Origin of the sequence: Streptomyces sp. S.PNR 29, from assembly GCF_030386795.1 — a bacterium.
Classification (GTDB): Bacteria; Actinomycetota; Actinomycetes; order Streptomycetales; family Streptomycetaceae; genus Streptomyces.
This window is the reverse complement of sequence record NZ_JANUQM010000003.1, coordinates 53,004-77,156: the sequence shown is the minus strand read 5'-3', so window position 1 is coordinate 77,156 and position 24,153 is coordinate 53,004. Positions and strand designations below refer to the sequence as shown.

Below are 24,153 nucleotides of genomic sequence, written 5' to 3'. Positions count from 1 at the left end.
TCACGCACGCGCGCGTGGCCCTTTTCGCTCCCACGCGCGCGTGCCCTCATCCCTACGCACGCGCGCGTGCCCCTGCTCGGGACACGCGCGCGTGGTTCGGGTTCACCGCGTGGCTCAGGTCCACAGCACGGCGATGAAGATGTTCGCCGTGGTGAGCAGGCCCACCAGGCCGAACAGGCTCTTGTCCACCTTCTCCTCGTCCCGCTTCACATAGACGAGGCCGAGGATCACGATCAGCAGCGCCAGCTTCACGCCGATCTTGATGTTGTCGACCGGCTGATCGTCGGCCTGGTTGAGGCCGACCAGGATCGCTCCCGTGACCAGCATCGTCAGCGCGCCGTGCAGCATCGCCGGGGTGAAGCGGGCGGCGCCCTGGCCCATCGCCTTCATCTGGGTGAGGAACCCGCCGAGGAGCGCGGCGATGCCGATGATGTGCAGGCCGACGAAGAGGTGGATGAGTACGTCCATGACGCCGGAGCCTAATCAGGGGGCCGGGGCCGCCCGACACCGGGCCGCCTCAGCGTGCGCGCGGTCGACGCGTGCATTTATGCGCCCCCATAACACCCCCTCGCCCACCCATGCCCCGAAACCGGTACATCGGTCACCACTCTGCGTGTAGCGGGCGGACGCGAGGTGGGATCACGGTCGCATACGGTCACCCGCCGGACCGCTCGCGTCAGTTCCGCGCTTTCCCTCACCGGCCCGGCTCGGCAAGGTTTAGCGTCCTCCACCAGGTGCCCGGCTCCCCACGCCGCCCGGGCCAGGGGCGGCAGTCGGCACCACTGCCCAAAAGGTCCGGCGGCGGCCCGTTCCCCCTGTGCAGGCCGCCGCCGGACGCGTTCACCGGTCGTGCCCCTCCTCGCGGCCGTACGGACGGGCTGGGCGGCCGTACGAAAGGACGTGGAGCCCAGGTGGCAGCGCACCGCAAGCCCCGGCAGCGCCTGGTGGGCCGCAACTCGGCCCGTACCGCCGCCACGATCGCCCTTGCGGGCGCGGCGACAACGACGGGCTTCGACGGAACCGGGCACGCCGAACCGGAGCTGACGCCGGCGCAGGTCAAGTCCAGCGTGGACAAGCTGTACCAGGAGGCGGAGGCCGCCACCGAGAAGTACAACGGTGCCAAGGAGGAGGCGGAGTCGGCCGAGCAGCGGCTGAAGGAGCTGCGGGACGAGGCGGCGCGCAAGGAGGACCGGCTCAACTCCGCGCGGGACGCCCTCGGTTCGGTCGCGGCGGCGCAGTACCGCAGCGGAGGGCTCGACCCGGCGCTGCAGCTCGCGCTCTCCTCCGACCCCGGCCGGTATCTCGACGGGGCCGAGTTCGTCGAGCGGGCGGGCAGCAGACAGACGGCGGCCGTCCGGCGCGTCCGCAGGCAGCTGCGGGAGATCGAGCAGCTGCGCGGGGCCGCGCACATCGAGCTGGAGTCGCTGCAGTCTCGGCGGACGGAGCTGAAGCAGCATCGGGCGACGATCACCGGGAAGCTGGGTTCCGCACGGCGCCTGCTGTCGCAGCTGACGGCCGAGGAGCGCTCTCGGCTCACCACCGGCACGGACCGTGCCTCACGGTCCTCGGCAGGCGTACTGCAGTCCTTGGCGGCCCCCGGTTCCGTGCGGTCCCCCGACTCCCGTGCGGCGGCAGCCGTCTCCTACGCCTACCGCAAGCTCGGCAGCCCCTATGTGTGGGGCGCGACCGGCCCGAACGCCTTCGACTGCTCGGGCCTCGTCCAGGCCGCGTACCGCTCCGCGGGCGTCTCCCTGCCCCGCACGTCCTACGCCCAGATCAGCGCGGGCCGCCGTGTGTCCCGGTCCGAACTCGCCCCGGGCGACCTGGTGTTCTTCTACTCCGGGATCAGCCATGTGGGCATCTACGTGGGCAACGGCCAGATGATCCACGCACCCCGTCCGTCGGCCCCGGTGCGGGTCGCCCCGATCACCGAGATGCCGTTCGCGGGGGCCACACGGGTGGTGTGAGGGACGATCCCCCGCCGGTCGTCACGGGACCACCTGCGCGACCTGACCTGTCTCCAGGGCCACCCACAGAGCGCCGTCGGGACCGACGGTGATGCCGTGCGGTTCCGAGGAGGGTGACGGCAGGTCGTACTCGGCGATCTCGCCGGTCGCGGTGATGTGACCGACGCGGTTGGCTCCCCATTCGGTGAACCAGCAGTCCCCGGCGGAAGTAGCGGCGATGGCGTGGGGCCTGGCGGTGCGGTCAGGGAGCGGGAACTCCTCGATGACGCCGTCCCGGGAGCACCTGCCGACCTGGCCCGCCGCGATTTCGACGAACCACAGGGCGTCGCCGTCGCAGGTGATGCCCACCGGTCCGGCATCGGGGGTGGGCAGCGAGTGCAGGGAGACGTCGCCGTCGAGGCCGATACGGCCGATCGCGTTCGCCCGGTTGAGGGTGAACCACAGGGCTCCGTCGGGTCCTGCCGTGATCGCCGAGGGAAAGGCGCCCTCGACGGGCAGGGGAAACTCGGTGATCTCACCGGCGGTGGTGATGCGGCCGACGCGGTCGGTGTTCATCTGCGTGAACCACAGCGCGCCGTCCGGGCCGGCGGCGATGCCGAAGGGGCCGCTTCCCGGCGTCGGCGAGGGAAAGGCCTGCGTCTCACCGTCGACGGTGACGCGGCCGATCCGGTGATCCTGGGATCGGGCGAACCACAGCGCGCCGTCGGGCCCGGGGGTGATGATCGTGGGCTGACACGTCGGAGAGTCCAGGGGGTACTCCCGGAGTTCACCGCCGATCGTCAGACGCGCGATCCGGCCACTGCCGGCGAAGGTCAGCCACAGAGCTCCGTCCGGGCCTGCCGTGATGCCGTAGGGCCCGGCCTCCTTGCCTGCCACAGGTATCTCCCGGATGGACGGGGCCTGGGATCGGGGCACAGCAACTCCTTCTGGGCGCGGAGAATCAACCGGCGTCACCGGGCGACGCCGGGGCTCGGCATCGCACCGGGTCGAGAACGACTGCGGCGGGGTCGGCCGGCCGGGTCATGGGAACGTTGTGGTCCGAGGTGCGGTTCGGGGAGACGTCGACAAGCGTGCGGCCTGGGGCGGCGCCGACGACGGCCCGCACCTCGGCGCCGCGCGCGGCACAGAAGCCGCCGTCGGGCTGGCCCGCATGGCGGGCGAGCCGTCACACCAGCCGTCGAGCCGTGGCCCACCGCGTCAGCTCGTGCCGGTTGGACAGCTGGAGCTTCCTCAACACCGCCGAGACATGGGACTCGACCGTCTTCACCGAGATGAACAGTTGCTTGGCGATCTCCTTGTAGGCGTAACCACGGGCGATCAGGCGAAGGACCTCTCGCTCGCGCTGGGTGAGCCGGTCGAGGTCCTCATCGACGGGCGGGGCGTCGGTGGAGGCGAACGCGTCGAGGACGAAGCCGGCCAGGCGGGGCGAGAAGACGGCGTCACCTTCCTGAACGCGGAAGATGGAGTCGATGAGGTCCGAGCCCGTGATCGTCTTGGTGACGTAGCCCCGGGCACCGCCGCGGATCACGCCGATCACGTCCTCCGCCGCGTCCGAGACGGACAGGGCGAGGAAACGGACCGGCTGCTCGGCGTCGGCCATCAAGGGGGCGCAACGGCGCAGGACTTCGACACCGCCGCCGCCCGGGAGGTGCACGTCCAGGAGGACCACCTCGGGGCGGGTCGCGGTGATGACCGTGACCGCCTGGTCGACGTCGGCGGCCTCACCGACGACCTCGACGCCGGTCTGCTCCGTCTGTCCGATCTCGGCCTGCACTCCCGTACGGAACATGCGGTGGTCGTCGACGAGGACCACGCGCACATGGCGCCGGCCCGCGCCGCTCCCGGCGGACTCGGCGGACTCGGCGGCCTCCGCCGCTCCCGCCGTTCCGTTCGCCTCGGTCGGGTCGCTCATGACGTCTCCGCCCTCTCCATCTCCAGCTCGACCTCCGTGCCGCCGTCCGGCACCGCGCGCAGCCGCGCCGTACCCCCGTTGCGTTCCATGCGGCCGATGATCGATTCTCTGACACCCATACGGTCGGCGGGTATCGAGTCGGGGTCGAAGCCGGGGCCGCGGTCCCGGACGGACACGAAGACCGTCCTGCCCTCGACTTCGGCGTAGACCTGTACGGCGCCGCCCTCGCCACCGTACTTGGCGGCGTTCACCATCGCTTCGCGCGCGGCCTGCATCTGCGCGCCGACTCTCTCGTCGAGCGGGCAGTCGCCGACGACCACGACCTCTATGGGCACGCCGTGCTTGTCCTCGACCTCGGCGGCGTTGCGCCGGACCGCGTCGGCGAGGGTGGTGGGTTCGTCGGCCTCGTCCTTGCCGGTGCCCTCGGGCTTGTAGAGCCAGGTGCGCAGGTCGCGCTCCTGGGCGCGAGCGAGGCGGCGCACCTCGTTCGGGTTGTCCGCGTTGCGCTGGATCAGCGTCAGGGTGTGCAGCACCGAGTCGTGCACATGGGCGGCGACCTCCGCTCGCTCCTGGGCGCGGATGCGCATCAGGCGTTCCTCGGAGAGGTCCTGGGTCATGCGCACCAGGTAGGGACCGGCGAGGAGCGTTATGCCGACCAGGACCGCGAGGGCGGCCTGCAGGATCGAGCCGAGATGGGCCGCGGATCCTTGCAGGACGAAGATCCCGGAGACGCCGGCCGTCACCAGCAGCACCCCGGCCACGGCGCGCAGCAGTGTGACCGTGCGCCGACGGCTGCCGACCTCCGCCCAGCGGGCCCGGCGGGCGTTGTCCGCCTGGCGCCAGACGAGGGCGACGCCGGCGCCGACGAGCACGGTCGGCCAGAGGTAGGCCCTGGCCCCGCTGCCCACGTTCACATTGCCCACGAAGACCATGGCCACGACGACCATGAGGAGCAGGGCGACGATCTGGCCCCTGTCCGGCTTGCGGGCGACGAGTCTGCGGCGGCCGTCCGGCGAGGTCTCGGTGGTGACCAGGGACGGCGGCTTCTGCGCGTCGACGCCGCCGACGCCGAGCGGCACGAAGAACCAGAAGGCGGCGTAGAGCAGCGCGCCGAGGCCGTCGGCCATGAACAGGCCGACGAACACGAGCCGTACCCAGATCACGGGCAGCCCGAGATGCCCGGCGAGCCCCCGCGCCACGCCACCGAGCCAGCGTCCGTCACTGCTGCGGTAGAGCTTGCGCGGCGGCCGCGGTTCGACGAGTGGCGCTGCTGCGGCTTCCGGCATGCCAACGATGGTCACACGGTGGGAGAGCCGGGGCATCAGGGTTGTCCCCCGAGACGCCCCTGATCTTCGACGGGCGGGTCGTCGAACGGTTCCCCGGCGTCGGTTCAGGGGCGATATCAGGGTCCGGCCAGGGTCGTTCCGACTGCCGCGACGGCGTCGCGCCCGTCACCATGGACACATGACAGATCACGAGCACGCCGCGACGGGTCCGGGACCCGGCTCCGGCCCGCGCCCCGCCCCGGGCGCCGGGCCGCAGGATGCCGCGCCCGCCGCGGATGCGACACGGGGCGCCGACGCCGGGGCGTCCCACGGGAGGGAGGAGACCGGCGCGGACACGGCGGCCGACGCCGGGAAGGCTTCCCCCGCGCACGCGCACGGGCGCACGGGCGCACGGGAAGAGGGGGAGGCGACGGCGAAGCCCGACGCGGCTGCGACCTCGGCCGCAGCCGGCGGTGCGGGTACGGCCGCCCCGGCCGGTGATCCGTCCCCGGCTCAGGACCCGGCCCCCGGCGAGGCCGACGCACTCGGCCCTCCCCACACGTTCCGGCGTGATCGGCGGCACAAGTTGCTGGCCGGGGTGTGCGCCGGCCTCGGGCGGCAGTGCGACATGGACCCGGTGATCTTCCGCATCACGCTCGCCGTGCTCTCCGCGACCGGCGGCATCGGCCTCATCTTCTACGGCTTCGCCTGGCTCTTCGTCCCGTACGACGACGAGGACGAGAACGAGGTGCGCAAGCTGCTGACCGGCCGTGTCGACGGCCAGGCGCTGACCGGTGTGCTCTTCGCGCTGGTCGGCTGCGGTGTCTTCCTGACGATGCTGAGCAACGGCGGGGTGCTGGCCTTCGCCGTCGTCCTGTCCCTGCTGCTCGCGGGCGCCGGGTACTGGTCGCGGCAGCGCGGCGCCCCCGGCCCCGACCCGCTCGCCGCGCAGGCCGTCGCCGACGCGCCGCCGGAGGCCCAGGCGCCGCCGGTGCCCTCCGCCTACCCCTCCTGGTGGCGCGACCCCATCGTCAAGGACGGCACGCACGTCGGCGGCACGGGGTATCTGTGGGGCCCCCGGGACTCCCGCGACCGGGACATCGCGGCGGCCGTCAACATCAGCGCCGGCACCTACGGGAGTGGCAGGGAGGACGTCCGCGTCCAGCGTCCCCGGGCGCCGAAGCCGCGCGGTCCCCGCTGGATCGGCGGCTGGGTCTTCCTGTTCGCCCTCCTCGCGGGCGGTCTCGGCACGAGCCTGACCTGGGACGAGCGCCCGCTGGGCACCAGCCTGCAGGCCGGCCTGTCCTGCGCGCTCGTGGTCTTCGGCGTCGGCATAGCGGTCAGCGCGTTCCTGGGGCGCACGGGCGCCGGATCGATCTTCCTGGCGATCATCACGGCGGCCCTGCTGGCAGGATCCGCCGCGCTGCCCAAGGACATCGGTACGCAGTGGATGCGCACGACCTGGGAGCCGACCGCGGTGGCCGAGGTACGGCCCCAGTACGACCTCGGCACCGGCGTCGGCACCCTGGACCTGTCCCGGCTGCAACTGGCCGAGGGGCAGACGGTGGCCACGCGGGCCGACGTGGGAGCGGGCCGAATACGGGTGATCGTGCCCCCGGACGTGACGGTGAAGCTGAGCATCGACGTCGGCATGGGCGACATCCAACTGCCGGGTGACGACAAGAGGGACGTGGACGTGGCTCCGGGCAAGCACAAGGAGGTGACCCTGTCACCGCCCACGAGCGACAAGGATGCCGGCACGGTCGACCTCGACCTCCAGGTCGGTGTGGGACAGGCGGAGGTGAGCCGTGCTGCGTCATGAGTTCCAGCCCGGGAGGCTGGTCGCCGGCGCCTTCCTGACCCTGGCGGGCGTCCTCTACGCCGGTGACGCGGCCGGCGCCTGGGAGACGCCGTGGTTCGTGGCGATACCCGTCGTCACAGGCGGCCTCTGCCTGGCAGGTGCGGTCGCGTTCCTGACCCGGGGCATACGCCGCCGCAGCGGGGCCGGCCGCACGGACCCCGACGAGGCCGGAGCGGACACGGTGGGCTGACAGAGACACCGGGCCGCCACTGGAGCACCGCCTCACCGGACCGGACGGCACGTCCGACCGACACGAACCAGGCGGCACGCATACGTCCGTGGGACGGCGCGCCCGTGTAACCCCCAGAAGGGAGCTACCGGTACTCCTCCGCCCCCTGTCGTCGTCGGGCGCGGAGGGCGGCGTCCACGGAGAGCATGGGGGCGCCGGCGAGGACGAGGGGGAGCCAGGCCATCAGGTAGGCGAGGTCGTTGCCGTAGTAGTACGGGTCGGAGGCCCAGCTCACGGTCAGCCACAGGCTGAGGGAGATCAGCGCGCCGCCGAGGGCCGCCAGGCGGGCGAGCAGACCGAGCAGGATGCCGATGCCGACGGCCAGTTCACCGAAGGCGATGACGTAGCCGAAGCCGACGGGGCTTTTCAGGGCCAGGTCGACGAGGCCGGGGATGGCCGAGGAGTCGCGGACGGTGCGCATCATGTCGCCGATGGAGCCGGCGCCGGCTTCCTTCAGGAAGGCGCTGTCGGTGAGTTTGTCCAGGCCGGCGTAGATGAAGGTGACGCCCAGGAAGATGCGCAGGGGAAGGAGGGCGTAGCGCGTGGCGGCGTCCCGCCAGTCTCTGCCCCCGTCGTGGTGGGAAGGTTGCGTGTCCGTGCGAATGTCCTGAGTCATCGTTGCCAGCCGCCTCTCGCCCGAGCGTGCCGAGACCCCTCAGCAGACCATACGTACGACAAGGAGGACACGCTCAATCCTGACCCGGCAGGTTTTTTACACAGATCCGGTGTTTATGGCCAATCCTCGGGCCAGTGGCTGGAGACAAGCCACGCCACCCGGGTCACTCCGTGACGTCGATCGCGTACCGGTTGGTCTCGGCGCCCGCTGCCGTGACCACCTGGACCTCCACGCGGCCCGGTTCGACGTCCGCCGGTACCGGGACGGTCAGGAGGGTGTCGGTGGGGTTGCTGAAGCCTCCGGTGACCGGTACCAGCGGGACGTGGACGTGGACGGCGCCGATGCGGACGACCATCCGGGACAGGCGGTCGGCGCGTTGCGCGCCCGGCGGGACGAATCCGGCGCCCCGGATCTCGATGTCGTCGCCGGTGCGGATCGGGGCGTCCAGGTCGCCGGCCTCGCGCGCCCGTACGACGGAGAGGATCACCGGGCGGCCGCCCTCGGCGTACTTCCCGGCGAGGTATGTGGCCGCGGACACCAGCACGACCACCGCCAGCCCCCACGGCAGGTCGGGCAGCTGGTCCGGCCTCCGCGCCAGCCGTACCGCCGCGAAAACCAGGGCGACCGCGCTGATCACGACGTACTGGATGTCGGCGAAGGTGCCCCGGCCCGAGTCGTCGGTCAGCAGGTCGGCGGCCCGGGGGCGGTCCGCCCGTACCTTCTGCAGCCGTTGGGACAGGACTCGCAGCCCGACGACCCGCCGCACCAGTACGGCGATCCCGCACATCACGGCGAGGACGGTCACCACGCCGGCGCCACGGGCGAGTTCGAGCCCGGAGATCAGCGCGTCGCGCTCCGCGTGGTGGGAGGCGGCGGCGAGACGGCCGACCAGCACCAGCACGGCAAAGGCCACGAACAGCACCCAGGCCGCGGCCACGGCACGCGAGGTGGACAGCCGGTTGTCCTCGCCGATCACCGGCGCCAGCACCCCGCCCCGCGCCCGGTGGAACCAGGACGCCGCCGTGAGGGCGACGGCCACCGTCAGCGCGGCCAGCAGCCCGGCGGTGCGCGCCGCCGTCCAGCCGGCGCCGATCGCGGTGAGCGCCTGGACCAGGAGCAACAGCACGACCGCCGCCCATACGGCACAGGCCGTGCGGCGCCAGAGGCCGGCCAGCCATGCCTCGCCCTCGGCCCGGCCGCGTTCGGCGACGGTCTCCGCGGACTGCGTGAGCTCCTCCGAGACCCACTGGCGGGAGGCGGAGGCCGAGTGGGCCACCGCGGCCGGCAGGCCCTGTCCGGCCGCGAACTCGTCGCGTCTGAGCAGGAACGCGGCGACGGCCCTCCGGTGCCCCTCACGCGCCCCGTGCGGGCAGTCCCCGCAGGTGCAACCGCCTCCGTGCGCGTCCGCGCCGCCTTGTCTCGCCTCCTGCACCGCCACGCCCGACGCCCGCCTTCCCCGCGACCCGTACCCGTACCTGCAGAACAACTGACCTGCGACGACAGCGAATTGTGCCCTACACCGCCCACCCCGCGTCCGACTGGTGTGGTCAGCGCGGGTGAACTACGGCCCGCGATGTTGACCCGGCTGCGAGAATTCCCTTATGGCCGAGATCATCCAGCGGGACGGGACCTGGGCCTTCGACGGCAGCACGGTCCGGATCACGCCGGGTCTCCACCGTTCCGTGCCGCTGTTCCGGCAGACGTACGGAGAGGTCGCCGTGCCGCTGGAAGCCGTCGCCGGCGTGGCCTTCGCACCCGAACGCAGGCACGGACGGCACCTGGACGGGGTGCTCACGGACGAGGAGTTCGCGCTGACGCCGGCGGCCGTCCTGCGGGGCTTCCGACAGAGATCCCGCGAGGCTCTGACAACCGTCAGCCCAGCAGATCCGGCTCGCTGCGGCTGATGACCTGCCACAGCGGCTGGTAGTTGATCCACGCCACCAGGTCGCCGCCGAGCTGCTCCCGCGTGGCCACCGCGAGCCTGTGGTCGATCAAGACCGGCCGGCCCGCCGCCTTCGCCGTCAGCTGCACCTGGCAGGACCGCTCCATCGACAGGAACCACCAGGCCGCCGCGTCCACCGAGTCGCCGACGGTCAGCAGCCCGTGGTTGCGCAGCACGAGTGCCTTGCGGGAGCCGAGTGCGGCCGCGATGCGCCGCCCCTCCTCGGCGTCGACGGCGACACCGGTGTAGGAGTCGTACAGGGCGTGATCCTCGTAGAAGGCGCAGCTCTCCTGAGTGATGGGGTCGAGCAGCTCACCGAGCGCGGACAGGGCCCGGCCGTGCACCGAATGGCAGTGGGCGACCGCGACGACGTCCGGGCGGGCGGCGTGGACCTGGGAGTGGACGGTGAACGCCGCCTGGTTCACGTGGTAGCGGCCGTCGACCACCTGCCCGTCGGCGTTGGCCAGCACCAGGTCGCTCACGGTGACGTGGTGGAACGGCATCCCGAACGGGTTGACCCAGAAGCAGTCGCTGAACTCGGGGTCGCGGGCGGTGATGTGCCCCGACACCCCGTCCTCGAATCCGTACCGTCCGAAGATCCGCAGCGCGCCCGCGAGTCGCTCCTTGCGGTGCCGGCGTTCCTCCTCGACCGACTCGTGCATGGGCGGCATGGCGAACTGCAGCCGGTCGGTGGGCAGCGGCGGGGGTGGGGTGGCCCCGGGCGTGCCGTACATCTGTCCTCCAGCACTGGGTGGCTTTACGGGGCGCGAAGTTACCGTCGGTCGGCCCGAAAGGGCAGCGCTGTTTTGTAAAGATGAGGAGGGCAACCCTCGCGGGGACTGATGGGTCTGGAGTGCGGAACCAGAAGTTCAACATCCGTTTCAAGCCCAGGGAGTCATCCGTGAGCCTCGCCGACCGTCACATCACCGCCCTCATGCGGCAGCTCGCGACCCAGGACGTCGTCGAGCTGATCCATCCCTTCGCCGAGTGGCAGACGTTCGGCGCGCTCGCGTACATCGCCGAGTGCTACGGCTTCCGGTACGCGGACGTCCGTCTCGTGGGCAAGCACAGGATCGCGCACATCTACCTGGTCCGGGACGACAGCCCCCAGGCACAGCAGCGCGCGGCGGCCAACCGGTCGGCCTTCCCCGACCCCGGCCCCGGGCGGCCGGTGCCGGGGATGTACCTGGGCTCGCTCACCCCGGTCCCCGAGGCGCAGCCGGACGTCGACCTGATCACCACGCTCATCCGGTACGACGCCGCCGGCGCCGCCGCCAACCGCAAGCAGTTGCTGACCATGGCCTGGGCCTTCCCGCTGCTGTTCCTGCTGCTGGCCGTGGTGACCGGCAAGTACGCCGTCATCCTCCCGGTCGCCGTCCTGACTCCGGTGTTCGTGCTGGTCTCGCTGCGGATCAACGCGACCCGGCGCGCCAGACTGGCCGAGCGCCTGACGGCCGCCGGGTGCACGCCGGTGCGGGACGAGTCGGGACGGGAGCGGTTCGCACGACCCGTGCCCCACACGGCGTAATCGGACAGAGGATGTCGGGTATCGGCGCCACACTCACGGTATGAGCCGTACGAACCACACGAACTGGGCCGCTTTCACCAGCGCCGAACCCGACCTCGCCAGAACCGTCGAGGAGCGCTTCGGCGCGTACACGCACCACGTCCTCGCCACCCTCCGCAAGGACGGGTCCCCCCGCACCACCGGTCTGGAGGTGCGCTTCCTGGACGGTGAGCTGTGGCTCGGCATGATGCCGGGCTCGCTCAAGGCGCGCGACCTGCGCCGGGACCCGCGGTTCGCGCTCCAGGCGAACCCCGGGGAGGGCACCGGCATGGGCGGCGGCGACGTCCGGATCTGCGGACGGGCGATCGAGGTCGAGGACGCGGAGACGAAGGCCGGATACGGGAAAGAGGTGGAACCGCCGGAGCCGTCCCACCTCTTCCGCACCGAGCTGACGGAGGTCGTGAGGACCTACGTCGAGGACGACACCTACCTCGTCGTCCAGGTCTGGAAGCCCGGCGAGCCCCTGCGCACGATCAAGCGCGCCTAGGGGCACTCAGGGTCACTCCCACTCGATCGTCCCCGGCGGCTTCGACGTCACGTCGAGGACGACCCGGTTGACGTCCTTGACCTCGTTGGTGATCCGGGTGGAGATCCGGGCGAGGACGTCGTACGGCAGACGCGACCAGTCGGCGGTCATCGCGTCCTCGGAGGAGACGGGCCGCAGGACGATCGGGTGGCCGTAGGTCCGGCCGTCGCCCTGGACGCCGACGGAGCGGACGTCCGCGAGCAGCACGACCGGGCACTGCCAGATGTCGCGGTCGAGGCCGGCGGCCGTGAGCTCCTCGCGGGCGATGGCGTCGGCCTCGCGGAGCAGGTCCAGGCGCTCCTTGGTGACCTCGCCGACGATACGGATGCCGAGGCCGGGGCCGGGGAACGGCTGGCGCTGGACGATCTCCTCGGGCAGGCCGAGTTCCTGGCCGACCATGCGGACCTCGTCCTTGAACAGCTTGCGCAGCGGCTCGATGAGCTTGAACTCGAGGTCCTCGGGCAGGCCGCCGACGTTGTGGTGCGACTTGATGTTGGCGGTGCCGGTGCCGCCACCGGACTCGACGACATCCGGGTAGAGGGTGCCCTGGACGAGGAACTCGACCGCCGGCCCCTGGTCCGCGATGATCTCGGCCTGGGCCTGCTCGAAGACCCGGATGAACTCGCGGCCGATGATCTTCCGCTTCTCCTCGGGGTCGCTGACCCCGGCGAGCGCCTTGAGGAAGCGTTCCTCGGCGTCCACGACCTTCAGCTGCACGCCGGTCGCGGCGACGAAGTCCTTCTCGACCTGCTCGGTCTCGCCCTTGCGCATCAGGCCGTGGTCGACGTACACGCAGGTCAGCTGGGAGCCGATGGCCTTCTGGACGAGGGCGGCGGCGACGGCGGAGTCCACACCGCCGGACAGGCCGCAGATCGCGCGCTTGTCACCGACCTGCTCGCGGATGGCGGCGACCTGCTCCTCGATCACGCTGCCGGTGGTCCAGGACGGGGTGAGCCCGGCGCCGCGGTAGAGGAAGTGCTCCAGCACCTGCTGCCCGTGCGTGGAGTGCATCACCTCGGGGTGGTACTGGACGCCGTACAGCTTCTTCGTGTCGTTCTCGAAGGCGGCGACGGGCACGACGTCCGTGGAGGCCGTGACGGTGAAGCCCTCGGGGGCGGCGGAGCAGGCGTCGCCGTGCGACATCCACACGGCCTGCTCGGCCGGGGTGCCCTCGAAGAGGGTGGAGGAGGACTTGGCGACGTGCAGGTCCGTACGGCCGTACTCACGGGCGCCGGTGTTGTCGACCGTGCCGCCGAGGCACTGCGCCATCAGCTGGAAGCCGTAGCACATGCCGAAGACGGGGACGCCGGCCCGGAACAGCGCGGGGTCGACGGTCGGGGCGCCCGCCTCGTACACCGACGAGGGGCCGCCGGAGAGGATGATCGCCGCCGGGTTCTTGGCGAGCATCTCCTCGACCGGCATCGTGCTCGGCACGATCTCGCTGTAGACCCGCGCCTCGCGGACGCGACGGGCGATGAGCTGGGCATACTGCGCGCCGAAGTCGACGACCAGGACGGTGTCGGGGGCGGCGGCAGCGGGAGTCGCTGATGACACAGGGTGCCTTCCGGCGGTCGGGCGGGGGTCTTGTGCTTGCCGATTCTACCGGGGTGGCCGCGAGTGACCTCGCGTCGCTCCCGGGGACGGCCACAGAGGACAGCCACAGCAGGGAGGACGCCCCGTCTCATCATGTGAACGGCGTTGGACCTCCCCCTCCCCCACGGCATACTGGCCCCATGCTCACGCACTCGGCCTTCCTCTTTACCTATGGCACCCGGCCCGCCGGCTGCCATGGTCGTGCTGCTTGAGCAACTGACAAGCGACTTCCCAGGCGCCCCGGGCCGACAAGGTCCGGGGCGCCTGGCGTTTTCCGGGCCCTGCCGCTCCGGGGCACCCCGTCCCATCCGATGAGGAGCTCGACATGACCACCCTCGACGTGACCGGCGCCCACACCACCGAGGCCGCCGGCGTGATCAGCGGCGCCCGTGAACGCATCGACGCGCTGGACGACCGGATCATCGGTCTGATCCAGGAACGGATGGCCGTCTCCGCCGTCGTCCAGGAGGCACGGATCGCCTCGGGCGGCAGGCGCGTGAACCTCTCCCGGGAGATGGAGATCCTCGGCCACTACAGGGAGGCGCTCGGCAAACCGGGCACGGCCCTGGCGATGACCCTGCTGGAGCTGTGCCGCGGCAAGATCTGAATCCGCGTTCCCGGTACAGACGTACGCATCATTTCTCACCCGTCCGGCGCGTGACCGTTGCGGCTGAGGCCTCGTTGGTTCCGGTGTCCGTGCCAGCCAGGGGCGGGCCCGAAAGAACCACGCGTGGCTCGCTGGAGCGAATGAGACGGACGGATCGTGCCGTGCGTCGTGGGACCTCGCTCCAGGGAAGTGACCGGACGGCAGGGGACAGCAGCCCGGTCACCAAGTGAACGGTCGGCTCCGGGGACGCCCGGGGCCGACCGGCGGAAAATATCCGAGTCCGGGTCAAACGGTTGCGGAGGCCGCTCCCATCCAGCACGATGCGTAGAAAGCCCAAGTCCCCCCGCGCACCACTGCGTTCGACGACACTGGCTTGTACTGACCCACTGCCAGAGGTTGAGACCAATCACGCTCCGAGGCACTCGAAGCCGGCGGCGCGACCCCCCGGCGCCGCTTCACAGGCACCGACGCTGCCCTGACGTCGGTGCTGACGAAAGAAGGGCCCCGCGGCTCCGTCCCGCGGGGCCCTTCGCATGCCCGCACATATGCACCACATGACCCCGCATGCCGACAGAGATGTGACGCAGGCCACATAAGAATTTGGTCAGTGCGGGGGCAACCATCCACAGGCTTCACTGATCAAACCTGGCGAACCAAGGGCCACACCCGCGCCCCACACGCGGAGGCCTCCCCCAACGCGTACTGCGAGGTCGCAGTACGCCGGACTTCCCGAGGTCTTCATGAAGCTTCGCCGTGCCATGGCAGCAGCGGCCGCGACGGCAGTGATCGCCCCGGTGGCGCTGCTTGCGGCACCGGCTGCGTACGCCGAGGAGTCGTCCAGCCCCTCGCCGAGCGTCTCCGCGAGCGAGTCGCCGGCCGAGAGCGAGTCGCCCGCCCCGACCGCGTCCACCACCGAGTCCAGCCCGGCGCCCACCACCTCCGCGCCCGAGGCCACCACCTCCGCGACGCCGTCGGTGGCCCCGAGCACGTCCGCCTCGGCGACCAGCCCGGCGCCCACCACCTCCGCGCCCGAGGAGTCGGAGTCCCCGGACCCGGAGCCGTCCGTGTGCACGGACTCCAAGGTCGACGTCAGCATCACCGGTCTGCCGGGCAAGATCTCCGCGGGCAGCGGCTGGCACAAGTTCTCGCTGAACGTGCTCAACAACTCCGACTCCACCCTCAACGACCTCGACTTCTTCGCCGGGGCCTCGTCCGACAAGGACGGCAACGACCTGTTCAAGAGCAAGCAGGTCCAGCTCCAGGCCTGGAACCCCGAGGACAAGATCTGGGAGGACCTCGACGAGGGCGGCTACGCGGTGGGCTACGTCGGGTACACCGACGAGCTCAAGCCCGACTACGAGGTCGACATTCCGCTGCGCCTCAACGTGAAGGCGTCCGCCCCGGTCGGCGCCGGCTTCTCGCTCGGCGCGACCATCTACGGCGACACCGAGGGCGAGTGCACCGGCTTCGGCCAGATCTCCTACAAGTTCCAGATCGTGGCCGCCGGCACGGACACCGACGGCACCAAGCCGCAGGAAGGCGGCAAGGCGCCCGTCACCGACGAGAAGCCGAGCGGTGACACGCCGCAGGTCGACGGCAGCCTCGCCGAGACGGGCTCCAGCTCGGCCCTTCCGGTGATCGGCCTCGTGGGCGGCTTCGCCGTCGTCGCCGGTGCCGGTGCGGTGTTCGCGGTGCGGCGGCGCAAGGCCGGGGCCGACGCCTGAGACACGCGTGAGTCACGCCCGTAAGGCTTGACGCAAGAGCAGAGAAGGACCTGCGCTCGGAGGGGGGCACAGGTCCTTCTCTCGTTTCCGTCACCGCACAGGTGTGGTCACTTCTTGGGCGGCACCGCCGGGATCCCCAGGAACGGCAGCCGCAGTGCGCCGAAGGCGTCCGACGGCACCGCCGGTGACTTGGGCTCGACGGGGGCGAGGCGTTCGTACGCCGCTCCCTGCCGCGGGCGCGGGTCGGGCTCGCCCTTGTTGGGCCAGTACGACATCGCCCGCTCGGCCTGCGCCGTGATGGTCAGGGAGGGGTTCACCCCCAGGTTGGCCGAGACCGCGGCGCCGTCGACGACCGAGATGCCGGGGTGGCCGTACAGGCGGTGGTACGGGTCGATCACGCCGGTCTCCCGGGAGGCGCCGATCGGGCAGCCGCCGAGGAAGTGGGCGGTCAGGGGCATGCCCATCAGCTCGCCGACGTTGGAGCCCGCGAAGCCGTTGATCTCGGCGGCGAGCGCCGAGGCGCCCTCCGTGGCCGCCTTGATCTGCTTGGGGTTGGGTGAGCCGTGGCCCTGACGGGCGGTCAGCAGGCCCTTGCCGACGCCCGCCGGCTTCAGGTACGTCGTCAGGGAGTTGTCCAGCGACTGCATCACCAGGCCGATGATGGTCCGCTCCGACCAGCGGCGGTTGGAGAGGGAACGGACCACGAGCCACGGGTGCCTGGCCGCGTGCGCGAGCCAGCCGAGGACCCGTGAGGCGCCCGAGCCGCCGTTGGCGTACGGGACCTGGAGGATCGACAGGCCGCCCATCGAGTTGGAGCCCTTGCCGTAGCGGACCGGCTCGATGTGGGTGTTGGCGTCGGGGTGGATGGAGGACGTGATGGCCACGCCCCGCGTGAAGTCGACCCTCTTCTCGCCGGTGACCTTGCGGTAGCGCCGGTTGTCGGTCTGGGCGCCGACCAGGGCCTCGGAGTTGGTGCGGGTGAGTTCGCCCAGCCTGTCCGAGAGGAAGGGCAGCTGGCCGTTCGCCTTCATGCGGTGCAGCAGGGTCTGGGTGCCGTACGTGCCGGCCGCGAGGACGACCTGGCGGGCCCGGAAGGTCTTCCCCTTCGCCTTGCGGTCGCCGGTGGGGAGCGTGGCGACCGCGTAGCCGCCCCGGGAGTCGTCGGTCACCGACACGACCGTCGTCAGCGGGTGCACGACCGCGCCGGCCTTCTCCGCGAGATACAGGTAGTTCTCGTTCAGGGTGTTCTTCGCGCCGTGCCGGCAGCCGGTCATGCACTCGCCGCACTCGGCGCACGCCCGGCGGGCCGGACCGGCGCCGCCGAAGTAGGGGTCCGGGACCTGTTCGCCCGGCTTCGCCTTCACCGTGCCGTCGGCGTCCTCACCGTCGCCGAAGAACACGCCCACCGGCGCCATGTGGAAGGTGTCGCCGACGCCCATCCGCTCGGCGGCGCCCTTGAGGTGCACGTCGGACGGGGTCATGGTCGGGTTGAGCCGGACGCCGAGCATCCGCCGCGCCTGGTCGTAGTACGGCTTCAGCTCCTCCTGCCAGTCGGTGATGTCCCGCCACTGGGGATCGTCGAAGAAGGCCTTCGGCGGTACGTAGAGGGTGTTGGCGTAGTTGAGGGAACCGCCGCCGACGCCGGCTCCCGCCAAAACCATGACGTTGCCGAGGAGATGGATGCGCTGGATGCCGAGCATGCCGAGTTTCGGGGCCCAGAGGTAGTTCTTCAGGTCCCAGGAGTTCTTGGGGAGCGACTCGCGGGTGAAACGGCGGCCGGCCTCCAGGACGCCTACCTTGTAGCCCTTCTCCGTGAGACGCAGGGCGGTCACCGAGCCGCCGAAGCCGGAGCCGACGACGATGACGTCGTAGTCGTAGGTGTCCTGGGGCACGGGTTCTCCTCGTCGGGTGATGCGTGCGGGCCGTCTGTGGCTGGTCGCGCGTCCTTCGCGCCCCTGACGGGCGTTACCGGAACCGGAAGGCCTTCATGAGCCGGAGACTGCGGCTCATGAACTGCGCGTACTTCTCGTCGTCCATCCCCAGCGACGGCGCCATCGGCAGCAGCCGCTGCTGGGCCACCGTCTGGGCCTCGGTGTACTTGAGGATGCCCTCGGAGCCGTGGCGGCGGCCGAGGCCGGAGTCCTTCATGCCGCCCATCGGTGACTGGACGCTGCCGTAGGCGGGCGCGTAGCCCTCGTTGACGTTGACCGTGCCGGTGCGCAGGCGCGCGGCGACCTCGCGGCCGCGGCGGGCGTCCTTCGTCCAGACCGAGGAGTTCAGGCCGTACGGGGTGGAGTTGGCGCGTTCGATCGCCTCGTCGTCGTTCTTGAAGCGGTAGATCGACACCACCGGGCCGAAGGTCTCCTCCGTGCACACGGACATCGGCTCCGTCACGCCGTCGAGGATCGTCGGCTCGTAGAAGTACGGCCCGATGTCCGGGCGCGCGACCCCGCCCGCGACGACCGTGGCCCCCTTCGCGACGGCCTCCTTCACGTGCCGCTCGACGGTCTCCAGCTGGCGTTCGCCGACGAGGGAGCCCATGTCGGCGCCGTAGGCCAGGGACGTGCCGAGGCGCAGGGCCTTCGTGCGGGCGGCGAAGCGCTCCAGGAAGGCGTCGGCGACGGACTCGTGGACGAACAGCCGCTCGATGGAGATGCACAGCTGGCCGGCGGAGGAGAAGCAGGCGCGGACCGCTCCGGCCGCCGCCTTCTCGATGTCGGCGTCCTCCAGCACCAGCATGGCGTTCTTGCCGCCGAGTTCCAGGGAGACGCCGACCAGGCGGGCGGCGGCGCCCTGCGCGACCTCGCGGCCGGTGCGGGTGGAGCCGGTGAAGGAGACGTAGTCGGCGTGCCGGACCACCTCGGGGCCGACGACCGGGCCCTCGCCGAGGACGACCTGGAAGACCTCCGCGGGCAGCCCGGCCTCGATCAGCAGGTCACGGGCCCAGAGAGCGGTCAGGCAGGTCTCCGTGTCCGGCTTCATCACCACGGCGTTGCCTGCGACGAACGCCGGGAGCGCGTCGCCGACGGAGAGTTCCAGAGGGTAGTTCCAGGGGGCGATCTGGCCGACGACACCGCGCGGGTGACGCAGTTCGGTGGCCTTGGTGAGGACCGGCACGGCACCGGCGTGCCGCTTGGGCCTCAGATACGCGGCGGCCCTGCGACCGTAGTGCCGGGCGGCGACGGCGACGGCCTGGACCTCCTCGTGGGCGTGCAGGCGGGCCTTGCCGGTCTCCAGCTGGATCAGGTCGAGGACCTCGGCCTGGCGTTCCAGGAGCAGGTCGTGGAAGCGCAGCAGGACGGCGGCACGCTGCCGTACCGGGGTCTGTCCCCACACCGACTGGGCGGCGCGGGCCAGCTCGAAGGCCCGGGTCACGTCCTCGGGCGTCGACTCCGGGAGGTCGGCCAGCTTCTCGCCGGTGAACGGCGTGTGGTTGGCGGTGCGACCGGAGCCGACCACGCCCTTGGTGAGCTGGGCGACCAGCTCTGGGGTGACCACGTCGGCCGCGGTGCGGGCGCCCGCCGGGGCGGGGGCGAGGGGATTGGTGCCGGTCTTTTCCGGGGCGTGCGCGTCCGTCATGAGGCGCAGGGTATGCCGCGCGGGGAGGTTTGTGTACCCGTCGGTAACGCGACTTCACCGACCGCTCACACAGCGCCAGTGGCTGCTGGCAACGAATGCGCTGATCAGGGCGTTGTGCCGGCGGAGCGCTGCCCGATGTCGAGTCGGTCACGGGCTCCCTTGAACACCGCTGTGCCCTTCTTCTCGTCGGGGGTGCCCTTGGGCATGTCGACGCGCAGTTCGTACATGCGGTCGTCGCCGGTGCGGATCATCAGCTGCATGACGCGGGTGGGGGCGTCGTCCAGGCCGTACGTGGTGTCGGCGAGGACGGCCTCGTTTCCGCGGACGCTGGTGCTGGTGTACTGGGTGCGCGCGTCCCCGTCGTACTCGTCCCAGGTCCGGTGTGCCTCCTTGGCCTGGGCCATCGGGGAGCGGGGCGCCCTGTCCCAGAGGGTGAGCCGGACCTGGATGTCGCCGCCGTCGTTCTCGTCGTTCTCGTACACCGCGATGCGGGGCTGGTCGCTCGCGCTGCCGTCCCTGGTCACCTCGTAGTACTGGCTGGGGAGGGTGAGTACGGCGTCCATGTCCCGCTCCCGGTGGGCGGTCCAGATGCCGGAACCGGTGGGGGACGGCGAGCGGCCGGCGGTCGGCGCGGCACCGGCCGTCTGTTCGGCGGCCTCTCCTCTGCCGGGGCCGCCGAGGAACGCGGCGGACGCCATGCCCCCGGCGAGGAGAAGCGCGCCGAGCAGGGCGAGGGGAGCCGGACGGAGGAGGCGTCCGCGCTTCGGGGTGGGAGCGTCGGCGCGGGGGGCCTCGGGCGCCGGCGCGTGTTCCGGGGCCGGGGGGCTGCCGGGTGCCGGGTCCGGGGACAGGGAGCTCCCGGGTGCCGGGGCCGGGGAACTCCCCCGTGCCGGGTCCGGGGGACTGCCGGGTGCCGGGTCCAGGGAACTCCCCCCTGCCGGGGCCGGGTCGGGCTGGGCCTCGTCGGGGGAACGAACGGCGTCGGTCCCGAGTCGCAGTGTCCCCACGTCGTCGGCGAACTCACGTATTCCGGAGGTGCTCTGCGCCCCGGCCGGCGCCGCCTCCGGTTCCGGCCACCGTCCCGCCGCCGCCTCCAGGGTCTTGGCGACCTCCTCCGCGTCCGGCCGCTGGTCGGGATCCTTCACCAGCAGCCGGGTGAGCAGCGGCCCGAGCGGTCCGGCCCGTTCCGGCTCGGGCGGGTCGGCGGAGAGGATCGCGGCGAGCGTGGATTCCACGGTCGTACGGCGGAAGGGCGACCAGCCCTCGACGGCGGCGTACAGCAGGACGCCCAGGGACCACAGGTCGGAGGCGGGGCCGGCGACCCGGCCGGACATCCGCTCGGGGGCGACGAATTCGAGCGAGCCGACGAACTCCCCTCCGGCGGTGAGGGATTCCTCGCCCTGCACATGGGCGATGCCGAAGTCGGTGAGGACGACGCGGCCGTGCGGGCCCAGCAGGACGTTGGCGGGCTTCACGTCGCGGTGCACGATCCCGACCGCGTGCGCGGCGCGCAGGGCGCCGAGGACGGCGAGGCCGATGCGGGCGGCTTCGGGCGGCGCCATCGGGTCGCCCTGGAGCACCTCGTGCAGGGACTCGCCGCGGATCAACTCCATGACGATCCAGGGGAGTCCGTCCTCCTCCTCGACGACGACGTCGTGGATGGTGACGGCGGCGGGGTGGTCGACGCGCGCCGCGGCGCGGGCCTCGCGGTAGAGCCGGTGGGCGGCGCGCCGGTGACTCTCGTCCTCCGGATCGCCCGGCAACCGTGGCTCCTTGACGGCCACTTCGCGCTCCACGAGCTCGTCCAGCGCCCGCCAGACGGTTCCCATCCCGCCGGAGCCGATGCGCTCGATCAGCCGGTAGCGCCCGCCCACCAGCCGGTCCTGGGCACCCTTACCGCCCCCGTCGTTGCTCATGTCCCATGAGTACCCCGGCGAGCGGCTCCTTGTCGACGTGGCTCATCTTCTGTCCAGGTACGGAGGAGGGGGCGTGCGGGTCACGGTGACGGTCGCGGTCGGGGTGCCGGGAGACGGGCTGGCCGCCGTCGGTGTCCTGGGCGCCGAAGTCGTCGGCGTACCGCCCCCGTCGCCGTCCTCGTCCCCGAGCAGCGCTGCCGCGGACACGCCCGCCCCCGCCATGGCGGCGACCAGTAACGCGGCCATGAGCACGCCCCGCGTGGAGAGCCTGGGCACTTCGGCGCGGGCCGTCGCGGGTGTGCGGCCCAGCTCCAGGAAGGCCCGCAGCAGCCGCTCCGCCTCGGCCGCGTCCATCCGCCGGTCCGGATCGCGTTCGAGCAGGCCGCGTACGACGGGCAGGATCGGCGCGGCCTGCGCGGGCGGCCGGATCTCGTCGGACACGACGGCGTGCAGGATGCCGCCCAACGAGTCCCGCCGGAACGGCGATTCACCGCTGAGGGCCGTGCACAGCAACGCGCCCAGTGACCACAGGTCGGACGCGGGACCGCTCCTGGCGGTGTCCCCGGACATGCGCTCGGGCGCGGTGTACTCCGGCGAGCCGACGAAGGAACCGGTCTCGGTGAGCGTGGTGGCGCCCGCGACCTGGGCGACGCCGAAGTCGGTGAGGACGACCCGGCCGTCCTCGGCGATCAGCACGTTCGACGGCTTCACGTCACGGTGCAGGACACCGGCCGCGTGCGCGGTCCGCAGCGCGCCGAGCAGGGCGATGCCGATGCGGGCGGCCTCGGCGGCGTCGACCGGGCCGTGTGTGGCGATGCGGTCGGCGAGCGTACCTCCGTCGATCAACTCCATGACGATGTACGGGCGTTCGTCGTCCTCGACCACGTCGTGCACGACGACGATGTGCGGGTGGTGCAGTTGAGCGACCGCCCTGGCCTCCCGCAGGGTGCGCTCTCGCCGCCAGCGGGCCTGGGCCGGGGAGAGGGTGTCGTCGACGGGGAGTTCCTTGACGGCGACCTGACGGCCGAGCAACTGGTCGGTGGCCCGCCACACGACGCCCATGCCGCCGCGTCCGAGCCTGGTCTGAAGCCGGTAACGGTCCGCGATGACGCGGCCGCCTGCTCCCTCGGTCCCCATGAGCCCCATCATGCCGCAGCGGACGAATCGGCTCCGGGTCGGTGACCGGCCAACCCTGTCACGGGTTCGTCAGGGGGGCCTCCTGCCAGCCCTGCAGCACCGCCGTGAACTGCCTGCGGGTGGTCGGCCAGTCCTTCGCGGGGGAGGAGATGTAGATCGCGTACTCGACGCCGCCCCGGGACATGTACGTCTCCTCCATGGCGCGCCGCGGCCCGGGGAAGCCCGGGTCCGTCGGCAGGGCGGTCCACGTGTAGTCCCACCGGGCGCCGGGGCGGTCGCGGTAGGGGTTCCTCTCCAGCGTCACCCGCCTGTAGTCGGCCAGCTTCTGGATCTGCTGTTCCAGGTCGAGCTGGTGCGCGTAGGGGTCGTTGAAGTCCGGCGAGGTGTCGACGGCGATGCGGACGAAGTGCCTGCCGCCGTCGGGGGTGTAGTCGATCTGCTTGAGGTCGCCGTCGTTGCCGAAGACCTGCCGCTTCCAGCCCTGGGGGAGGTAGAGGCTGAAGCCCAGCGGGTCGTCGTAGCGCTTCCAGCCGGCCGGAACGGATCCACCCGTGGTGTCGACGCTCGTCGACGTGGGGCTGGGACTCGGCGCTGTGGACGCTCTGTTGTCCGTCCGGCTGTCGCCCCACCGCTGCAGGGCCACCGCGGTGGCGCCGCCGACGATGGCGGCGAGGGCGACCATCAGGGCGATCGCGCGCAGCCGCCGGCGACGCCTCGGCGGGGCGGAGGCGGTCTGCTGCGGGCCCGGCGCCGTCGTGGGGCCGGTCGTCGTCGGGCCGGTCACCGGGGGGTACGGGGTCGCGGTGGCCGTCGGGGGGAGGTGGTGGCCGGAAGTGTGCATGCCGACGTGCTGGGTCGAGACGTAGGCCTGTGCCGCGTTCGGCCGTCGGCCCTCCGCCGCGTCGGCGAGCATCTGCTCGGTCTCGGCCGCGCCGGGGCGTGCGGCCGGATCCTTGCGGAGCAGGGCGCCGATGACGGGGGCGAGCGGGCCGGCGTGCTGCGGCTCGGCGGCCTCCTCCTCGACGACCGCCTGCATGGTGCCCAGCGGCGAGGTGCGGCGGAACGGCGATCGGCCCTCGACCGCCGTGTACAGGGTCGCCCCGAGCGCCCACAGGTCGGAGGCGGGACCGGGGTCGTGGCCGCGTACGCGCTCGGGCGCCAGGTAGTCGACGGAGCCGACGACCTCTCCGGTGCGGGTGATGGTCGTGTCGCCCTCGATCTGCGCGATGCCGAAGTCGGTGAGCAGCACGCGGCCGTCGCGGCCGAGGAGGACGTTGCCGGGCTTGACGTCGCGGTGCAGGACGCCGGCGGTGTGCGCGGCACGCAGGGCGCGCAGCACCCACAGGCCGATGCGGGCCGCCTCCTGCGGCTCGACGCGCCCCTGCTCCTTGACCTCGTCGGCCAGCGAGTGGCCTTCGACCAGCTCCATCACGATCCACGGCCGGCCGTCGTGTTCGAGCACGTCGTGCACGGTGACGACGGCGGAGTGGTTGATCCGCGCGGCCGCCCGTGCCTCCGCCCGGGTGCGCGCCAGCAGGATGGCCTGCTCGCTCTCGGACACGTAGAGCGCGGCCGTCAGTTCCTTGATCGCGACGACCCGGTGCAACACCTCGTCATGGGCACGCCACACCCGGCCCATGCCGCCGCTCCCGATGGAGTCGCCGAGTCGGTAGCGGCCCGCGACGAGCTGGCCCTGTATCTGATTCACGTTG

At 71.8% G+C, this 24,153-nt stretch carries 19 protein-coding genes and 2 pseudogenes; 8 read left to right on the top strand and 13 right to left on the bottom strand.

Annotation, left to right across the window (positions count from 1 at the left end):
- Nucleotides 1-114 precede the first annotated feature (114 nt).
- The gene (locus tag NW895_RS09255) at nt 115-468 is read right to left on the bottom strand and encodes a hypothetical protein (RefSeq protein ID WP_289934896.1); all 354 of its coding nucleotides are present in this window, start codon (nt 466-468) and stop codon (nt 115-117) included.
- Nucleotides 469-911: 443 nt separating this feature from the next.
- Here NW895_RS09255 and NW895_RS09250 point away from each other — a divergent pair, with 443 nt between their 5' ends.
- Nucleotides 912-1,967 carry a C40 family peptidase gene (locus NW895_RS09250; RefSeq protein ID WP_289934895.1) on the top strand — a complete coding sequence of 352 codons (1,056 nt, stop codon included), beginning with the start codon at nt 912-914 and terminating at the stop codon, nt 1,965-1,967.
- A 21-nt stretch (nt 1,968-1,988) separates the two neighbouring features.
- Here NW895_RS09250 and NW895_RS09245 read toward each other — a convergent pair whose 3' ends face one another.
- The 3 genes from NW895_RS09245 to NW895_RS09230 form a co-directional block, all read right to left on the bottom strand.
- Nucleotides 1,989-2,882 (bottom strand): virginiamycin B lyase, encoded by an 894-nt coding sequence (locus NW895_RS09245; protein ID WP_289934894.1) that lies wholly within the window; start codon nt 2,880-2,882, stop codon nt 1,989-1,991.
- Between the two features lie 250 nt (nt 2,883-3,132).
- Nucleotides 3,133-3,879: a response regulator transcription factor gene (locus tag NW895_RS09235; RefSeq protein ID WP_289934893.1), complete on the bottom strand. Its 747-nt coding sequence runs from the start codon at nt 3,877-3,879 to the stop codon at nt 3,133-3,135.
- Nucleotides 3,876-5,165 (bottom strand): ATP-binding protein, encoded by a 1,290-nt coding sequence (locus NW895_RS09230; protein ID WP_289934892.1) that lies wholly within the window; start codon nt 5,163-5,165, stop codon nt 3,876-3,878. Before NW895_RS09230 ends, NW895_RS09235 begins: the two co-directional genes overlap by 4 nt.
- Nucleotides 5,166-5,343: 178 nt before the next feature.
- Between NW895_RS09230 and NW895_RS09225 the strand changes: the two genes are divergently transcribed.
- Together NW895_RS09225 and NW895_RS09220 are read left to right on the top strand one after the other, a co-directional pair.
- Complete coding sequence (locus NW895_RS09225) at nt 5,344-6,966, top strand: PspC domain-containing protein (protein ID WP_289934891.1); 1,623 nt, start codon at nt 5,344-5,346, stop codon at nt 6,964-6,966.
- Nucleotides 6,953-7,195 carry a hypothetical protein gene (locus tag NW895_RS09220; RefSeq protein WP_289934890.1) on the top strand — a complete coding sequence of 81 codons (243 nt, stop codon included), beginning with the start codon at nt 6,953-6,955 and terminating at the stop codon, nt 7,193-7,195. Before NW895_RS09225 ends, NW895_RS09220 begins: the two co-directional genes overlap by 14 nt.
- Nucleotides 7,196-7,319: 124 nt before the next feature.
- On the opposite strand, the gene NW895_RS09215 is transcribed toward NW895_RS09220, so the two are convergent.
- Both NW895_RS09215 and NW895_RS09210 read right to left on the bottom strand, forming a co-directional pair.
- Complete coding sequence (locus NW895_RS09215; protein WP_289934889.1) at nt 7,320-7,850, bottom strand: DoxX family protein; 531 nt, start codon at nt 7,848-7,850, stop codon at nt 7,320-7,322.
- A 163-nt stretch (nt 7,851-8,013) separates the two neighbouring features.
- Nucleotides 8,014-9,288, bottom strand: coding sequence for a hypothetical protein (locus tag NW895_RS09210; protein ID WP_289934888.1), 1,275 nt, complete (start codon nt 9,286-9,288; stop codon nt 8,014-8,016).
- Nucleotides 9,289-9,451: 163 nt separating this feature from the next.
- Between NW895_RS09210 and NW895_RS41170 the strand changes: the two are divergent.
- Nucleotides 9,452-9,625 (top strand): annotated as a pseudogene (locus NW895_RS41170) (DUF4429 domain-containing protein); the annotation flags it as partial.
- A 97-nt stretch (nt 9,626-9,722) separates the two neighbouring features.
- On the opposite strand, the gene NW895_RS09200 reads toward NW895_RS41170, so the two are convergent.
- The gene (locus tag NW895_RS09200; protein WP_289934886.1) at nt 9,723-10,526 is read right to left on the bottom strand and encodes a class II aldolase/adducin family protein; all 804 of its coding nucleotides are present in this window, start codon (nt 10,524-10,526) and stop codon (nt 9,723-9,725) included.
- A gap of 167 nt (nt 10,527-10,693) precedes the next feature.
- On the opposite strand from NW895_RS09200, the gene NW895_RS09195 reads away from it, so the two are divergent.
- Both NW895_RS09195 and NW895_RS09190 read left to right on the top strand, forming a co-directional pair.
- Nucleotides 10,694-11,320, top strand: coding sequence for a hypothetical protein (locus tag NW895_RS09195; RefSeq protein ID WP_289934885.1), 627 nt, complete (start codon nt 10,694-10,696; stop codon nt 11,318-11,320).
- Nucleotides 11,321-11,360: 40 nt separating this feature from the next.
- Nucleotides 11,361-11,846 carry a pyridoxamine 5'-phosphate oxidase family protein gene (locus tag NW895_RS09190; protein ID WP_289934884.1) on the top strand — a complete coding sequence of 162 codons (486 nt, stop codon included), beginning with the start codon at nt 11,361-11,363 and terminating at the stop codon, nt 11,844-11,846.
- A 12-nt stretch (nt 11,847-11,858) separates the two neighbouring features.
- Here NW895_RS09190 and guaA read toward each other — a convergent pair whose 3' ends face one another.
- Nucleotides 11,859-13,439 carry a glutamine-hydrolyzing GMP synthase gene (gene guaA / locus NW895_RS09185; protein WP_289934883.1) on the bottom strand — a complete coding sequence of 527 codons (1,581 nt, stop codon included), beginning with the start codon at nt 13,437-13,439 and terminating at the stop codon, nt 11,859-11,861.
- Between the two features lie 358 nt (nt 13,440-13,797).
- On the opposite strand from guaA, the pseudogene NW895_RS09180 reads away from it, so the two are divergent.
- Both NW895_RS09180 and NW895_RS09175 read left to right on the top strand, forming a co-directional pair.
- A pseudogene (locus NW895_RS09180) lies at nt 13,798-14,085 on the top strand (chorismate mutase); the annotation flags it as partial.
- A gap of 758 nt (nt 14,086-14,843) precedes the next feature.
- Nucleotides 14,844-15,809 carry an LAETG motif-containing sortase-dependent surface protein gene (locus NW895_RS09175; RefSeq protein ID WP_289934882.1) on the top strand — a complete coding sequence of 322 codons (966 nt, stop codon included), beginning with the start codon at nt 14,844-14,846 and terminating at the stop codon, nt 15,807-15,809.
- A gap of 107 nt (nt 15,810-15,916) precedes the next feature.
- Here NW895_RS09175 and NW895_RS09170 read toward each other — a convergent pair whose 3' ends face one another.
- The 5 genes from NW895_RS09170 to NW895_RS09150 all read right to left on the bottom strand — a co-directional run bounded on the left by NW895_RS09170 (nt 15,917) and on the right by NW895_RS09150 (nt 24,140).
- Entirely contained in the window at nt 15,917-17,701 is a 1,785-nt protein-coding gene (locus NW895_RS09170) for a GMC family oxidoreductase (RefSeq protein WP_289934881.1), read from the bottom strand.
- 73 nt (nt 17,702-17,774) lie between these two features.
- Complete coding sequence (locus tag NW895_RS09165) at nt 17,775-19,388, bottom strand: succinic semialdehyde dehydrogenase (RefSeq protein WP_289934880.1); 1,614 nt, start codon at nt 19,386-19,388, stop codon at nt 17,775-17,777.
- Nucleotides 19,389-19,492: 104 nt separating this feature from the next.
- A complete protein-coding gene (locus tag NW895_RS09160) occupies nt 19,493-21,304 on the bottom strand; it encodes a serine/threonine protein kinase (RefSeq protein WP_289934879.1) in 1,812 nt (603 codons plus the stop codon).
- Nucleotides 21,305-21,346: 42 nt separating this feature from the next.
- Nucleotides 21,347-22,450, bottom strand: a complete 1,104-nt coding sequence (locus NW895_RS09155) for a serine/threonine-protein kinase (RefSeq protein WP_289934878.1) — start codon at nt 22,448-22,450, stop codon at nt 21,347-21,349.
- A 49-nt stretch (nt 22,451-22,499) separates the two neighbouring features.
- Entirely contained in the window at nt 22,500-24,140 is a 1,641-nt protein-coding gene (locus NW895_RS09150; protein WP_289935499.1) for a serine/threonine-protein kinase, read from the bottom strand.
- Between the last annotated feature and the right edge of the window lie 13 nt (nt 24,141-24,153).

What these genes read in the sequence shown, in the direction of transcription:
- NW895_RS09255 (WP_289934896.1), bottom strand. Translation starts at nt 468, where the DNA reads ATGGACGTACTCATCCACCTCTTCGTCGGCCTGCACATCATCGGCATC.
- NW895_RS09235 (WP_289934893.1), bottom strand. Translation starts at nt 3,879, where the DNA reads ATGAGCGACCCGACCGAGGCGAACGGAACGGCGGGAGCGGCGGAGGCC.
- NW895_RS09230 (WP_289934892.1), bottom strand. Translation starts at nt 5,165, where the DNA reads ATGCCGGAAGCCGCAGCAGCGCCACTCGTCGAACCGCGGCCGCCGCGC.
- NW895_RS09225 (WP_289934891.1), top strand. Translation starts at nt 5,344, where the DNA reads ATGACAGATCACGAGCACGCCGCGACGGGTCCGGGACCCGGCTCCGGC.
- NW895_RS09215 (WP_289934889.1), bottom strand. Translation starts at nt 7,850, where the DNA reads ATGACTCAGGACATTCGCACGGACACGCAACCTTCCCACCACGACGGG.
- NW895_RS09200 (WP_289934886.1), bottom strand. Translation starts at nt 10,526, where the DNA reads ATGTACGGCACGCCCGGGGCCACCCCACCCCCGCCGCTGCCCACCGAC.
- NW895_RS09190 (WP_289934884.1), top strand. Translation starts at nt 11,361, where the DNA reads ATGAGCCGTACGAACCACACGAACTGGGCCGCTTTCACCAGCGCCGAA.
- NW895_RS09175 (WP_289934882.1), top strand. Translation starts at nt 14,844, where the DNA reads ATGGCAGCAGCGGCCGCGACGGCAGTGATCGCCCCGGTGGCGCTGCTT.
- NW895_RS09165 (WP_289934880.1), bottom strand. Translation starts at nt 19,388, where the DNA reads ATGACGGACGCGCACGCCCCGGAAAAGACCGGCACCAATCCCCTCGCC.
- NW895_RS09160 (WP_289934879.1), bottom strand. Translation starts at nt 21,304, where the DNA reads ATGAGCAACGACGGGGGCGGTAAGGGTGCCCAGGACCGGCTGGTGGGC.
- NW895_RS09155 (WP_289934878.1), bottom strand. Translation starts at nt 22,450, where the DNA reads ATGGGGCTCATGGGGACCGAGGGAGCAGGCGGCCGCGTCATCGCGGAC.